Here is a 14,708-nt window from a genome sequence, read left to right on the forward strand (position 1 = left end):
CGTATTAGAAGGTGTTGTTGACCAACACTTCGTCAAGATTGAGCTGACCAGGTTTTGGCCAGGGCGCTTTGGTGCCCTTGCCGATCGCCACCATAGGCCCCATGACATGGTCGGCAGGCAGGTTGATCAACTTGGCCACAGCTTCAATGTCAAAGCCGATCATGGGGCAGGAGTCCAGACCAATGCCCTTGGCTGACAGCATCAGGGTTTGCATGGCCATGCCGATGGAGCGCTGTGCTTCGTCGCGTTGCAACCACTCGCGACCGTCGTGGAATGGGCCCATCCATCCGACTAGCAAATCGGCCACTTCCTTGGGTGCCTGCTCCCAGTAACGGGCGGGGTTTTTCTGCCAGGCCTTGGTGTCGGCGGTCATGATGACCAGCAAGGACGCGTCGGTGATTTGGGCCTGGTCATTGCCCAGTTTGCGCATTTCAGCCCGCAATGCTTTGTCGCGTACCACCACAAAACGCCAGTGCTGAATGTTGAAACTGGTGGGCGCCTGAATGGCTGCCTCAAAAAGCTTCTTTTCATCATCTGCCGAAATGACATGTTCGGGATCAAAGGCCTTGATGGCTCGGCGTTGATAAATTGCGTCGAATAATTCCATGTACTGCTCCTTGTGTACTGCTTTAGAACTGCATAAAAAAAGCCGGAACCCTGGAGGGGGATCCGGCCAATAGTGTACAGGCTAAAAGGGGAACGTCGCTTATTTGGCCAAGCGACGCGCCTGTGACACTGCGTAGCTGCCTGCCCGTGCTGCAAGCAAAGGATCATCCGATCCTTCAATGCCGGTGGGCAATACCAGTGGGTTGAAATTGATGCCATCGCATGTGGATTTGTCGGTGACTGCTGTTACCTTCAATCGACCAGCAATAACTTTTTTACGATCGTCGGGCCAGGCCACTGTGGCATTGTCCGTGGGGTCGCCGGCCTGAGCCAATTGCAGCACCATGTCGAATTCCACTGGAATTTGCGACACTCGGCCTTTCAGTTCGTCTTCAAGAAATACCTTTGGGTACGTTGCCAATTTGTCGTCAGCAATGAATTCCTGGCCAGTTACAGGCACAAACATCCACTTTGCAAACTGGGTTTTGCCGGCAGCATTGGTGAATTTAAATGCGTTGGTGCTCCAGTAATTCACAGCGGCATAGCTGGCAGGTACGCCAGTTTTTGCAACCCATTCCATTTGGGGTTTGAAGTCGGGGTACTTGGCAGCAGCAGCCGCAATTTTTGCAGGGTCAGGTTTTTTGGTGGCAGGGTCGGGTTTGCGTGCTTCAAGGAAGGCCAGGAAAGCGTCGGGTGTGGCTGCGGTAAAGAAAGGCGCTGAAATGTTGGCCATCAGCCACTGTTCGCCGTTGGGCAGGTCGAACTGAGCCGCCAGGCCACGCACGCCCTTGCCGTTTTCAGGTGCATTGGGATTGCCACCACCCACGGAGAAACGCAATGTGACTGGCACGGGTTTGCCAGAAAACACGGATGCCTTGGAAATGGCCGAGGCTGACTTGTTGCCCACAAATTCGCCTGCTGCACACACACCGCGTGCGCCAGAACGACGCGCTGCATGGGTGCCAAATACACCTTCCAGGCCGTCCACCAAGTTCACCGCATTGGCGGGTTCGCTGGGAATTGCGGTCTGAGCGACCGCTGCCTGTGTACCAAGGGCGGCCAGTGCCGCAACAACTGCAAAACCAATCGCTGTTCTCATTTCCTGCATCCTTCTTGTGATGGTCATCAATCTCGCAACCCACCCGGTTGTTCGGGTGGTCTACGCTATAGATCGCTGGTGCAGGAAGGAAGTTACAGTGTCACAAAAATATAATTTATTGCGTGGGCAGCAAGTTCTTGATCACTGACTCGGCCACACGCTGGTTCATGTAACGCGGTACGGCGTAAGTAAAGCGGGCCTCTGCAATCGCAGATTTGGCAACAGCCGGGATATCGGCGGCTTTTAATGCATCCAGTTGTGTGGGAATTCCAAATTTGGCATTCATTTCACGAATACGGGCGATGAAAGCGCGAGCCAAATGCACGTCGTCAGCGCCTTTGTCCCCAAGGCCACAAGCCCTGGCAAGAATGGCGAGGCGGTCGGCACAGTTGGGCAGGGAGTAATCCAGCACATGCGGCATCACAATGGCGTTGGCCAGGCCATGGGGGGTGTGGTACAAGGCGCCGAATTTGTGCGCAATGCCGTGCACATAACCCACGCCTGCTTGCGTAAATGCAATACCCGCCAGGTGTGAAGCACGTGCCATTTTTTGGCGAGCTTCCAGATTGCTGCCATCGGCCACAGCCGTTTCCAGATGCTTCATGATCAGCTGAGTTGCTTCGAGCGCTTTCTCGTCGGTTTTACGCGTGGCATTGCGTGAAACGAATGCCTCCACTGCGTGTGTTAGCGCGTCCATGCCCGTGGCTGAGGTAATGTGCGCGGGCAACCCAGTCATCAGAGATCCATCAAGTGCGGCCGCAGTGGGTAGCAGGCGAATGTCCATGGCGGCCACTTTGCGCTTGTTTGCTGTGTCGCTGACCACAGCGGCAATGGTTACCTCAGCACCTGTCCCAGCCGTGGTGGGCACGGCGAACAGAGGAATCATGCCTTTGTGCACTCGCAGCAAACCGGTCAGCTTCAACACGGGTTTGTTGTTTTTTGCGCGCGCACCAATCATTTTTGCTGCGTCTATGGGGCTTCCGCCGCCCACGGCCAAAATGGCCTGGCAGCCGTTTTCCATCAACATGCGGTATCCGGCTTCAATTTGTTCAACTGTGGGGTTGGGCTCTACACCGTCATAAATCACGTACTTCACACCCTGGGTTTCAAGCTCGGCTTTCATTTTGTCCAGCACACCAAGCTTGACCAACACCGCATCGGTTACCACCAATACATTGCGATGACCTGCATCAGCCATGTGCCGAACCAGTTCAAGCGAGGAATTAGTCCCTTCGAACATGCGGGGCCATTTGAAAGGCATCAGTGCTGTAACCACTTTGAAAATGGCCATGTAAATGCGTAAAGCGAGCACTTCGAGTGCATGCAACATGCGGGTGTCTCCTGATTCTTATTGGGGGTTAACAATTGTTACTATGATTGTACAAAGAGTAGGCAGTGTAGAGGCAGAGGAAATATTCCACTTTTCTTGACGATCGGGAAAATTTCACGAGCGCTTTACTTCATGCTTGCCGCACTGTTACCACCAACAATCAGAGACATATTTCATGAAGCACCGTTGTACCCCCTTGATTGCCGCCCTGGCCACGCTTGGTTTTGCTGCCTCAGCCTTAGCTCAAACTGAAAATCTGGATGATTTCGTGGTGTCTGCCACCCGCGAAGCTCGTGATTCGTTTGAAGTACCAGCCTCGGTCGACAAGATCAACCAGAACACGCTGGAGAAAGCAGCCAGCTTTCAGGTGAATTTGTCGGAAACGCTGACCCGTGTGCCAGGCTTGGTCATCAACAACCGCAACAACTTTGCGCAAGACCTGCAAATTTCCATTCGTGGTTTTGGGGCGCGGGCCACTTCCGGGGTGCGCGGCGTGCGTTTGTTTTCTGATGGCATTCCAGCCACCATGCCCGATGGTTCAGGGCAAATTTCGCATTTCAGCCTAAGCTCGACTGAATCCATTGAAGTGTTGCGCGGTCCTTTTTCGTCCCTGTATGGCAACTCTTCGGGTGGCGTTATTTTGCTGACCACCGAGAACCCGCGCGTGGGCACCGAGCTTGAGTTGAACCAGATTTTCGGCACCGACAGCACACGCAGAAGCGGCATCAAGCTGAACAAAGGCAATGAGGAAGTGGGCATTGTGATTGATGCGTCCACTTTCAGAACCGATGGCTACCGTGACCACAGCAAAGCGCGCCGAGACAATTTCAACAGCAAATTGGTGTGGAATTTAAGCAGCGACACACGGCTTAGCTGGGTGGTCAACTATGTAGATATTCCCCTTGCGCAAGACCCGGCTGGCCTCACAGCTGCCCAACTGGCCAGCAACCGCAGACAGGCAGGCACGAATACGGTCGCCAACAACACCAACAAAACGGTGGAGCAAAGCCAAACCGGGATTGTGTTGGAACACAAATTCAGCCCCAGCACGAATGTGACCTTCAGCCCCTATTATGGCGACCGAAAAATTCGTCAGGTGTTGGCCAGCACAGCAGTAATCGATTTGAAAAACGAATACAGCGGCGCTGACCTTCGCTTTGGCCATCAAACCAGCCTGCTTGAGAAGCCGCTGTTTTTGAACGCTGGTTTGACCGTGGGCGAACTGGAGCAGGCAAGGCTGGGCTTCTTCGGTGCCAGCACCACACCCAACCGGGACGAAGCCAACACCGCCAGCCAGTTCGACCAATACTTGCAGGCGGAGTATTTTTTCACCGACAAATTCAGTGTGTTGGGCGGTGTTCGAAATTCATCCATTGAAATTGAATCGAACGACCAGTTTTTGAGCAATGGCGACGGCAGTGGCAGCAAGAAGTACGACGAAGTCACCAGCAATATTGGTTTCACCTATCGGTTGCAGCCCAACATCAACACCTACATTTCTTATGGCGAGGGTTTCGAGACGCCCACCTTGTTGGAAACCGCCTATTTGTCTGTTGCGCCACCCAGCCCCAACTTCAACTCGCAATTGGAAGCTGCGAAAAGCGAGCAGCTTGAAGTGGGGGTGAAAGCCAAGTTTGGCGCCACGCGGGTGAATGCAGCGCTGTACACGGTTGATACCGAGAATGAAATCGTGGTGCTGTCTGCAAACGGCGGTGCCACCTCATTCCAGAATGCAGGCTCAACCAGTCGGGAAGGGGCTGAACTGGCCTTGCAGCACGCAATCAACAAGCAATGGCAGACCAATGTGGCAGTGAATTACATTCGTGCCACCTACGACACCTCGGTCAACAGCATTCAGGCCGGTAACAGCCTGCCCAGCATCCCGAAGAAAACCTTCTTCGGTGAATTGGTGTACAAACCCTCAAGCCTGTACGAGGCCGCCACTGAATTGCGCTATGTGGACAAACTGTTTGCCAACGATGCGAATGATGCCTTCGCACCTTCCTATTCCGTGGTGAACTTGCGCGCCAGCAAAGACTGGCCTTTGGACGGTGGCTGGAATGTACGCACCTACGCCCGTGTTGACAATGTGTTTGACAAGGAATACGTCGGCTCTGTAATTGTGAACCAGGGGGCAGGGCAGTTTTTTGAGCCTGCCAGCGAGCGCCAGTTTTTGTTGGGTGTGACCTTGGGTTTGAAGTGGAAATGATTTGGCATGTAACTGGCAGGTAACTTTAGAGCGCTCACACCACGCATGCTGGGGTGAGCGCTGTTAGAATCTGACACACATAATTTTCACAATCAGGTTCACCGCCATGTCCAACGCACTCAGCCTTCGTCGCATCAGCCACATGTCCAGCAATGGCTGGGATCGTTTGTTCAAATCAGAATCCATGGTGCGTGCAGGTTTACAGCCGTTTGAAATTATTCACCAAAGCGGTATTCACAGCGTTCGCCACTACCTGCCCCTGACGGAAGAAAGCATTACCGTGGGCGATGAAACACTGCCGGTGAGCAAGAAGCGCAACACAATTCCGCTGGTGCTGATCGCCCCCTTGGCCGTGAACATGTTTGTGTACGACCTGCTGCCCGAGCGCAGTTTCGTGCGCTACCTGATGGCGCAAGGTTTTGATGTGTACCTGATCGACTGGGGCAAACCCACGCGCAAACAGGCTGGGTTGACGCTTGAAAATTACATCAAGGAGTTTTTGCCCGCGTGCCTGAACGCGGTGCGTGAACACAGCGGCTCCAAAAAGCTGAACCTGCAGGGCTGGAGCATGGGTGGTGGCATGGCCTTGGCCTACACCGCCTTGTTCAAAGATGAAAACATCAACAAAGTGGTTACCTTTGGCACGCCGATCGACGGCCATGCCAATGGCGCAATTGGTCAGCAGTACAAGCGCCTTGCACACCTTCTGAAATCGGCCCGCATCAACTTCCGCAAAGTGCCCGCCAAGTTGTTGTACACACCGGGTTGGGCCAACGTGATTGGTTTTAAATTGCTCGACCCTGTGGGCAGCCTGAAGGGTTACTGGAATCTGATCTCGCAATTGCACGACCGAGAATTTGTTGCTCAGCACGCCAACCAAGCTGCATTCATTGACAGCCTGGAAGCCTACCCCGGTGGTGCCCTGCGCGACTGGTTTGCCAGCATTTGGCTGGAAAATGAAACTGCGCATGGTCACTTCAAGGTGGGCAAGGCGGTTGCGAATTTCAAAGACATTGCCTGCCCGGTGTTGGGCATTGCAGGCAAATCAGACAACCTGGCCAATGTGGCGTGTTGCAAGCCAATTACCAAGGTGGTGGGTTCTGAAAAATCAGAATTCTTCATCGGCCCGGGTGGTCACATTGGCATTATGAGCGGCAAGGAATCGCCCAATACCATTTGGGCGAAAACCGTGAGCTGGTTGAACGGTTAACTTGTTATTTCAAGGGATACGCGTTGTTCGTGAACTTCAACACCATGAAGCCGTTGTCCTGGCAGGTTACCCAAATTTGATCGCTGCCCACAAAGCGGGGCGGCGAGCTGCACCAGTCAGTGCTTAGATCACCCCCAATCGCGCTGGTTGCGTGTTCAGAGCCTGCCAACTGTGCTTTTTTCTCCGACTGCGCAGGCGGGTTGTAATAGGCAATTTCCCTGGCTGCCAGCGGGTTGCGAATATCAAATACCCGCACACCGGATTGAAAATAGCCACATGCAATGGCGGTCGGGTTCACTTTTCTATCCACGCCGCAGTAGTGCCCCTCGTAGCCAAAACTTCCATTGTTCGCAGTGTCGGCCTCGCGAATGGCCGCGTTCTCTTCCGAATGAATTGCCAGTTTCAGTTTGGAAACCACAACGGGAGCAGTCTCATCTGAAATATCAATAATTCGTGCAGCGCCGGCACCACCCTCGTCCACTGCGATCACAAACGGTTTGCCGTTGTACGAAACAGGAATGGTGTGTTGGCTCAAGTCCCCATCCTCCCAGTACACGCTGCCAACCTCGGTCAACATGGGCACTGGGTCGCGGTTTTGAATGCTGCTGGTGTCCAGAATAATCACACCGGGCGGGGTAAGTGAAGTCAAATACATGCGGTTGCCGTCTTCACTCAATTCAAAGCCGTGGTTGCTGGGCGAGGCAATGGTGGCGTACAGAATTCTGGGGGAACTTGGATCGCTGGTGTCAATGGCAGTAATACTGCCCGGGTTCAACCCAGTGGCCCAATAAGTATTTCCATCGGGTGACCACGCGCCCTCATGGCCTATCAAGTTGGCGGGCAGGGTCAGGTTGGCCGCAAAAGAATTCAGCAAGACGGGGTTCGCACAATCAGTGCCAATGTCGTAAATGTCGAAAAAACCGGCACTAAGCACCGGCCCCACCGCCACACCGCCCAGCAAACCGCGTGCCTCATTCACTTTCAGTGATTCCCAAGGGCTTTGAAAAAATGCCGGGCTGGTGAGGTTGGTTGACAGCACCGGATTGGCCGGATCGCGCGCGTCGATTACCTGAACCCCTTGTGACACTTTGGTCGGAATGCCCGAGAATGTGGTGCCCATGTACGAACAGGTTTTGTAGGAGGGATTCACCCATGTGCTGCCCTCGCCCTGGTACTGCCCCACCAGTTCCATATTGCACCGGTAGCCTTGTTTGCTGCGTCCGCTTTCCCGGTCGGCCAGTGGCACTTGCCCCTGAATACCTGTTTCAGGCACCGAGCCGGCCCCGCATTGGGCGGGTTGCACGAAACTGGCACCCATCACTTCACTGGGTGTCGTTCTGCTTGAGTTTGTTGGTCCAACACCCTCTGAGCCGCATGCAGCCAACACAGCAGTACCAGCGAACAAAGCCGCGAATTTTGTGTATTGCATTTTCCCTGTCTCCCCATCTGTTTTTTATTTATCCTGGGTTTGCGCACTTACTGATTTCTGACAGTTCACCATCTCCCTACAAATCTTCAGCGTTTGCCATTGAAAATATTCAGATCGGCATTGCAATATTGCGATTCAATATTCCGCATTGATTTGTTCAAGCAGTTTGTTCATCAACGAGATTTCCGCGGCCTGCTCCCGAATGATGGATTTTGCCAAACCCTTGACCAGTAAAGATTCCCCGTTATTCACTGCAAAGCGTGCCATGGGAATGGCCGCTTCGTGATGCGCAATCATTGCTTCCAGAAATCGTCGTTCAAGATTTTGGCCTGTCATTGCTCTCATCTCGTTGAATTGATCCACATTTAACATTCCAGGCATTGCGCCTTTGCTTGCTTTGCATTGCGCGATGTACAGCAGGTCTTGCACATTGCTCACATTCTTTGCATCTTCAACCCAGGCCATTGCGCCCTTGGCTGGTGGGGTTATTTGCTGGTTCCACGCATTGAGCCAGCCTTTCATTTGCCCCATTTCCAGAAGTTGTGCGGTCAATATGCCATTGGCCAGCAAATCCAGATTGGGCGACACCTTGCCCTTCACCAGCATGGCCATGGAAATGGCCTGGTCGTGGTGAATGATCATGCTTTGCGCAAAGCCAATGTCGATTGCGTTGGCTTGTGCGCCTGACTGGTTTGTTGTTGTTTCGGTTGTGCTGATTTCAAGCGCTGGTATGGCGCGGGTCAAAGCCAAACCAGCCGCCAGACCAAACGAGAAAATAAAGACAGCGTAAAAAAGTTGTTGTTTCGACATAAGGCGCAAAGTGGATTTCATGGTTGTGTTTTCGTACTCAATCTCTTACTGAAGGGAACGTTCGTTTGGATGTAGTATCCAAGAAGCAGAGGGCAGTAGCGTGGGAGGTGGCATGCTGAAATACCGACGAACAATTCTTCAGGCCAGTGCAGGGCTTTTGATTGCAGGCCCTATGCTTGCGCAACGCCATGTGTTGGCGCAAACACCCGAATGCACAGACAACCCCACACCTCGTCAAATTGAGGGTCCGTATTACACCCCGCAAACGCCCCGCCGCAGCAATTTAACCGACGGTTTGCCCGGAGAAATTCTTCTACTCGAGGGCCGGGTGTTAAGCACAACATGCCAGCCTATCCCAAACGCAATTGTGGATTTGTGGAGTTGCGACGCCAAGGGTGAATACGACAACGCAGGCTTCAAACTGCGTGGGCACCAAATCACAGATGCGCAAGGGCGGTTTCGTTTTGAAACCCTGATGCCCGGTTCATACGGCAATTCCAGTTTTCGGCGCACGCCGCATTTGCATGTGAAAGTGCAAGGCCCCGGCACACCCTTGTTGACCACTCAGCTTTATTTTCCGGATCAACCTTTGAACCAGCGCGACGGCTTTTTCAGCCCGGCTTTGCTGGTGAAGTGGACACGCAATCAATCACAGGCTGTGTTCGATTTTGTATTGCCTGTTCAGGCGAAGGGATAGTTTCAATGGCAGTACCCTCAACAATTGTATGTGCCCTGTGCATGGTTTTATTGGCCACAGCCTGTGCAACACAAACCCCGCAGCAAACTGCCCCAACCGTGTGGTTAATGGGCGAGGTACACGACAACCCCCAGGCCCACCAGGCGCGTTACGAGATCATCGCCAACAAGGTTGAAGCAGGCTGGCGACCCGCCATTGCCATGGAGCAATTTGATCGTGAACATCAGGGCCTGTTGCGAACTGCGCAAGATCAATGCAAGCAGGCAAGCTGTATTACATCGCAGCCTTGGGTCGAGGCATGGCAGTGGGAGTTCTACGAACCGCTGATTCAACTTGCACTGGACCATCAACTGCCCTTGTTGGCGGCCAATGTGTCAAGAGAGGATGCAAACCGCATCGTGAAAGGCGGGTACAGCGCTGCGCTAGACCCGGACACCATTGCGCAATATGCACTGAACAAGCCCTTGCCGCAGTCGCTGGCCGAGCAGCATCGCCAAAATATTATTGAAGGGCATTGCAATATGCTGCCGCCACAGGTGGCCGAGAAAATGATTGCTGCACAAGTGGCCCGCGATGTGTGGATGGCCAAGGTGATCGAACAGCAAGCACAGCAACGTGATGTGGTTTTGATTGCAGGCAATGGCCATGTGCAAAAAGATGTCGGCGTGGCGCAGTGGTTGCCCGTTACACTACAACAAACAACAACCGTGTATGGGTTCATTGAAAATTCGCAGGCAGAGGGTTCCGGGCAGTTTGATGTTCTGGCCAAAGTGCCATCGCATCCCCGCGAAGACCCCTGCGAGGCTTTCAAGGCCATGATGAAAAAATAAGCCACACACTGGCGGGAGACTCAAGGGTGGGAAAGTCTGTATTTGTTAATTGGGCTGGCGCTGCCATCGCCTGCGCAATCTTGTTGTGTTCAACACCGTTGAAAGCCAATGGGTTCGAAGACTTTGACGATGCTGAATTGATCGATCACATTGCTGGCAGCGTGGCTCGCGGCTATGGTCGCATGCACGGTTATTCCGTTGATTTCAAATTGATTGGAAAGGAAACGCCGCATCAGTCGCCTTTGCTGGTTCAATACAATTCGCGGTTGAAGCGATGCACATTTTTTATCAGCACTCGCGACAAAACCTGGCACAGCTTTGAGCAATATCTTGAATTTTTTGATGGCTTGCCCAAACAGGTTGTTTACGAGGCCTTTTTTGCGCACGAGTCGGGCCATTGCGTGCAAATGAAAGAGCAAATCGATTTCGGGCCGGTGCGCCGCAGGCACCGCGAAGAATTGTATGCCGATGTATTTGCCCTGTCGCATGTTGAGCGCTATTTCCCCAAGCATCGCAAATCATTTCAAGAGGCCCAACTGAAAATGCGCCGTGCGGCGCTGGGTATTCAAAATGAATATGACTTTTACAAAGAGTTGTTGAGGTTGCATTACAGCCCCAACCTTCAATCTGCACTCAAGATAAAAAATCCGCAGGACCGGGCCTATTCAATCGCCAAAGCAGTGGATCTGTTGTAATAATTACTTATCGTGATAACAAACGAAGTTTAATTCCCAATGAAGCAGGAGTAGTGAGCATGGATCAACTGAAATTTGGTTTGGCACAGAAAATCAATGAGACAACCGTCAGTCGCCGGGGCTTTTTGCTAACCTCGCTGGCCGGTGGTTTTGCAGTGGCATCCGAGCCACTGTTTGCACAAGCCATAAAAACTGACACCCAGGGAATTACGGCAGGTGAGGTGAAGGTGCCTGTCAAAGACGGTCAAATTCCAGCCTACCGCGCGATGCCTGCCAAAGGCGGAAATTTTCCAGTAATTCTCGTGATCCAGGAAATTTTTGGTGTTCACGAATACATTCAGGATATTTGTCGTCGGCTGGCCAAGCAGGGTTACTACGCGATCGCTCCCGCACTCTTTAGTCGTGAGGCCGATGTGTCCAATATGAGCCTCGATGCGATTTTGAAAGAAGTGGTGCCAGTGGTGCCAGACGCTCAGGTCATGAGCGACATTGACTCAACCGTTGCGTTTGTCAAAGCCAGTGGCAAGGCCAATACAGCACGCCTGGGTATTGTGGGGTATTGCTGGGGTGGGCGCACCGTGTGGTTGTACGCCAACCACAATGTGAATGTGAAAGCTGGCGTTGCCTATTACGGTTTGCTGGCGGGGCTGAAAGGGCCTAACAAGCCAGCGGACCCTGTGGATGTGGCTGCAAATCTGAAAGTGCCGGTATTGGGGCTGTATGCTGGTGAGGACAGTTTTGTACCCGATGAAGTCGTCGATCAAATGCGAAATGAGCTTGGAAAGAGCAGCAGTGGGTCTGAAATAGTGGTGTTTCCTGCGGTAAACCATGGTTTTCATGCCGACTACCGTCCTACCTATGACAGGCGAGCCGCCACTTATGCCTGGAAACTGACTTTGGACTGGTTCAAAGAGCGTGGTGTGTAAAAAAACATCGGCTAGACGAGGTAGGTTTGAGTCAAATTGACTGTGTTTATTCAGGATTGTCTTGAATTGACTTAGACAAGGATGACTCAAACCGCTCAAGCGATTACACTTGAAATACCCCAATCGTCTGGTTAAAACTCCAAGAACATGAAAACCGAGAATCCTTTAGCGCTAGACAACCAGCTTTGTTTCTCCCTCTACTCCACCTCATTGGCGATTACCCAAGTCTACAAGCCACTGCTGCAACCTTTGGGTTTAACCTTTCCCCAGTATCTGGTCATGATGATTTTGTGGAAAGAAGACGGCGTCAGTTTGATCAATGTGGCTCGCCAATTGGGCCAGCAGCCCGGCGCGCTCACGCCTGTCATCAAACGTATGGCAGAGCAGGGACTGTTGACCCGCAATCGCAGCGCAGACGATGAGCGACAGTTGCAAATCTACCTGACTGACGAAGGCAAGCGGATTCGCGACAAGGCGCTTGATGTCTATGCCTGTGTGGTTGAACAATGCGGCATGAGTGTTCAGGAAATTCATCGTCTTAAATGCGAACTGGATGCCTTGCGGGAGCGTTTGCTCAAAGCCTGAGTGCTTGATGTCGCTTGCTTATTGCGATAACCTTCTTGGAAGCGGATTTTTTGGAATAACAATTCTTTAATAGTTATCGCGATAACTATCTGTTTGTTCATTCACCCAATTACAGGAGAAATTCATGGAAGTTGTTTACTCTACCAAGGCCACATCCACGGGCGGTCGTGAAGGCGGTTCAGCCACAGACGATGGTCGTTTGAAAGTGCAATTGAGTACACCCAAAGAGCTGGGCGGTGCAGGTGGCCCGGGCACCAACCCTGAGCAATTGTTCGCAGCCGGTTACTCAGCCTGCTTCATTGGTGCAATCAAGTTTGTGGCTGGTCAGGACAAAATCAAGTTGCCCTCTGAGCCCGAAATTACCGCAACTGTAGGCATTGGTGGCAACCCCAAAGGCGTCGGTTTTGCGATTACTGTGGACATGAGCATCAAGCTGGAAGGCATGGACAAGGCCGCGGCCAATGCGCTGGTTGAAAAGGCCCACCAGGTGTGCCCCTACTCCAACGCAACCCGTAACAATGTGGATGTAAAGTTGACCGTGGTGTAAGCAAGCACAGCCACTGAACCGTTGACTAGCGGTGGGCTTTGGTGAAAGCCCGCCGCTTTTGTTTTTTTGCAGGGAATCATGAATGCAGCACAACTATGCCAAACCCGCGTGGGTGAACAACGCCAAGGGCGAAGTACGATGCGCGGGGTTCGAACTGGAGTTTGCCGGACTTGACCTTCAATCCGCAGCTGAAGCAGTGGCCAAAGCCTTCGAGGGCGAGGTCATTCAAGACACCCAGGCCGAGTGTCAGGTAAAACATCCCGAGTTTGGTCATTTCAAAATTGAACTGGACTGGAGTTTTGCAAAGAACATGGCCCGCAAACGCCTTGAAGAACAAGGTGCCAACGAAGATGCCGTGCTGGCCTTGATGACGGACCTGGCTCGTCAAATTGTGCCTTTGGAGGTGGTTTGTCCGCCGGTTCCGGTCAACAGGCTTTCGGTGCTCGACGACATGGTGACAAATCTTCACGCTGCGGGGGCCCTGGGTACTTCCGATTCACTCATTTATGCGTTTGGTGTTCACATCAATGCCGAGTTGCCAGATCTGAAACCCGAGACCATCGTTCCCTATTTGCAAGCCTACTGCGTGTCTCAGCACTGGTTGATGAAGGCCCACAAAGTGGACACTTTGCGCCGTTTGACTCCCTACATTGACACCTATCCGAAACGGTATGTGGAGCTGGTCATGGCTTATGGTGCCAATACACCCCTGGTGCAAATCATTGATGATTATCTGCTGCACAACCCCACACGAAATCGGGGCATGGATTTGTTGCCGCTGTTCAAGCAAATCGACGAAGCACGTGTGTCGGCCGCAGTCAGTGACGAGCGTGTGAATGCACGCCCGACCTTTCACTATCGATTGCCCAATTGTGAAATTGAAAACCCTGGCTGGAGCTTGACGAACAGCTGGAATATTTGGTGTGTGGTGGAACACCTGGCCGCTGACCCGGTCACACTGAAGTCCATGTGCGAGCAGTGGATGGACTACAACAAAAATTTAATCAATTTGAAGGAAGAGCCTTGGCACCAGGAACTGGCGCACATTCACGAAAACCTGTTGTCGGTGTAACCGGCAATGCGAAGTGGTGGTCGCCCTCGTGGTTCAGCATTCGGCTGGCGGTGTGGTTGGCAGGAGGCCAGGCTCGACGCATCAGCGTGAAGCACAACTGGCCCATTTCGCAAATCGACGCCTTGATCGTGAGTGGCGGAGACGACATACACCCCTCCCTGTATGGCGAGGAGGAGGCGCCCAAAGCACACTATGATCCCGATCGCGATGCACTGGAACAGGCGCACATCGCCTGGGCATTGAAGCATGGCTTGCCCATGCTGGGCATTTGCCGCGGCACGCAGCTGATCAATGTGAGTTTGGGCGGAAGCCTGCACATCGACATTCGGGCAAAGCGGAAATTAACCTCGAACCGGGGCACAGTACTGCCTCGAAAAACAGCAGCCTTGCGGGCCAGCAGTTGCCTGGCGACGGTAACCCGTGCCAGCCGCTTGAGGATCAACAGCCTGCATCACCAGGCCATCGATGAACTGGGCAAGGGCATTCGAATTGTGGCCCGTGACCTTGATGGCTTTGTGCAGGCCATTGAACCCGAGGAGGAATGCCAGTGGCTGGGTGTGCAATGGCACCCTGAATATTTGTTGTACCGCCCGCAACACAGGCGCCTGTTCAAGTGGCTTGTGCAACAATGCAGCAACAACAAGCCAGGCAACTGACTGATTC

General features: G+C 52.9%; 15 protein-coding genes. 10 read left to right on the top strand and 5 right to left on the bottom strand.

Annotation, left to right across the window (positions count from 1 at the left end):
- Positions 1 to 4: 4 nt before the first annotated feature.
- From FCS97_RS06895 to FCS97_RS06905, 3 genes are all read right to left on the bottom strand, one after another.
- Complete coding sequence (locus FCS97_RS06895) at positions 5 to 607, bottom strand: nitroreductase family protein (protein WP_138517648.1); 603 nt, start codon at positions 605 to 607, stop codon at positions 5 to 7.
- Positions 608 to 706: 99 nt separating this feature from the next.
- The gene (locus FCS97_RS06900; protein WP_138517649.1) at positions 707 to 1,705 is read right to left on the bottom strand and encodes a catalase family peroxidase; all 999 of its coding nucleotides are present in this window, start codon (positions 1,703 to 1,705) and stop codon (positions 707 to 709) included.
- A 115-nt stretch (positions 1,706 to 1,820) separates the two neighbouring features.
- On the bottom strand, positions 1,821 to 3,035 hold the full coding sequence (locus FCS97_RS06905; protein ID WP_171035196.1) for an iron-containing alcohol dehydrogenase: 1,215 nt from the start codon (positions 3,033 to 3,035) through the stop codon (positions 1,821 to 1,823).
- Positions 3,036 to 3,210: 175 nt separating this feature from the next.
- Here FCS97_RS06905 and FCS97_RS06910 point away from each other — a divergent pair, with 175 nt between their 5' ends.
- The gene (locus FCS97_RS06910) at positions 3,211 to 5,244 is read left to right on the top strand and encodes a TonB-dependent receptor family protein (RefSeq protein ID WP_138517650.1); all 2,034 of its coding nucleotides are present in this window, start codon (positions 3,211 to 3,213) and stop codon (positions 5,242 to 5,244) included.
- 106 nt (positions 5,245 to 5,350) lie between these two features.
- Positions 5,351 to 6,454, top strand: a complete 1,104-nt coding sequence (locus FCS97_RS06915) for an alpha/beta fold hydrolase (RefSeq protein WP_138517651.1) — start codon at positions 5,351 to 5,353, stop codon at positions 6,452 to 6,454.
- A gap of 4 nt (positions 6,455 to 6,458) precedes the next feature.
- On the opposite strand, the gene FCS97_RS06920 is transcribed toward FCS97_RS06915, so the two are convergent.
- Both FCS97_RS06920 and FCS97_RS06925 read right to left on the bottom strand, forming a co-directional pair.
- The gene (locus FCS97_RS06920) at positions 6,459 to 7,883 is read right to left on the bottom strand and encodes an LVIVD repeat-containing protein (protein WP_138517652.1); all 1,425 of its coding nucleotides are present in this window, start codon (positions 7,881 to 7,883) and stop codon (positions 6,459 to 6,461) included.
- Between the two features lie 135 nt (positions 7,884 to 8,018).
- A complete protein-coding gene (locus tag FCS97_RS06925) occupies positions 8,019 to 8,714 on the bottom strand; it encodes a DUF305 domain-containing protein (protein ID WP_138517653.1) in 696 nt (231 codons plus the stop codon).
- A gap of 91 nt (positions 8,715 to 8,805) precedes the next feature.
- Here FCS97_RS06925 and FCS97_RS06930 point away from each other — a divergent pair, with 91 nt between their 5' ends.
- The 8 genes from FCS97_RS06930 to FCS97_RS06965 all read left to right on the top strand — a co-directional run bounded on the left by FCS97_RS06930 (position 8,806) and on the right by FCS97_RS06965 (position 14,701).
- Complete coding sequence (locus tag FCS97_RS06930) at positions 8,806 to 9,390, top strand: dioxygenase family protein (RefSeq protein WP_138517654.1); 585 nt, start codon at positions 8,806 to 8,808, stop codon at positions 9,388 to 9,390.
- A gap of 5 nt (positions 9,391 to 9,395) precedes the next feature.
- Positions 9,396 to 10,220 (top strand): ChaN family lipoprotein, encoded by an 825-nt coding sequence (locus FCS97_RS06935; RefSeq protein ID WP_138517655.1) that lies wholly within the window; start codon positions 9,396 to 9,398, stop codon positions 10,218 to 10,220.
- Between the two features lie 26 nt (positions 10,221 to 10,246).
- The gene (locus FCS97_RS06940) at positions 10,247 to 10,915 is read left to right on the top strand and encodes a hypothetical protein (RefSeq protein WP_138517656.1); all 669 of its coding nucleotides are present in this window, start codon (positions 10,247 to 10,249) and stop codon (positions 10,913 to 10,915) included.
- A gap of 59 nt (positions 10,916 to 10,974) precedes the next feature.
- Positions 10,975 to 11,841, top strand: a complete 867-nt coding sequence (locus FCS97_RS06945) for a dienelactone hydrolase family protein (RefSeq protein ID WP_138517657.1) — start codon at positions 10,975 to 10,977, stop codon at positions 11,839 to 11,841.
- 147 nt (positions 11,842 to 11,988) lie between these two features.
- Positions 11,989 to 12,426, top strand: a complete 438-nt coding sequence (locus FCS97_RS06950; protein ID WP_138517658.1) for a MarR family winged helix-turn-helix transcriptional regulator — start codon at positions 11,989 to 11,991, stop codon at positions 12,424 to 12,426.
- Between the two features lie 124 nt (positions 12,427 to 12,550).
- A complete protein-coding gene (locus tag FCS97_RS06955; RefSeq protein WP_138517659.1) occupies positions 12,551 to 12,973 on the top strand; it encodes an organic hydroperoxide resistance protein in 423 nt (140 codons plus the stop codon).
- An 82-nt stretch (positions 12,974 to 13,055) separates the two neighbouring features.
- Positions 13,056 to 14,045, top strand: a complete 990-nt coding sequence (locus tag FCS97_RS06960; RefSeq protein WP_138517660.1) for an amidoligase family protein — start codon at positions 13,056 to 13,058, stop codon at positions 14,043 to 14,045.
- The gene (locus FCS97_RS06965) at positions 13,997 to 14,701 is read left to right on the top strand and encodes a gamma-glutamyl-gamma-aminobutyrate hydrolase family protein (RefSeq protein WP_246065940.1); all 705 of its coding nucleotides are present in this window, start codon (positions 13,997 to 13,999) and stop codon (positions 14,699 to 14,701) included. Before FCS97_RS06960 ends, FCS97_RS06965 begins: the two co-directional genes overlap by 49 nt.
- Positions 14,702 to 14,708: the final 7 nt, after the last annotated feature.

The sequence above is a fragment of the Limnobacter alexandrii genome (assembly GCF_005871185.1).
GTDB lineage: Bacteria > Pseudomonadota > Gammaproteobacteria > Burkholderiales > Burkholderiaceae_B > Limnobacter > Limnobacter alexandrii.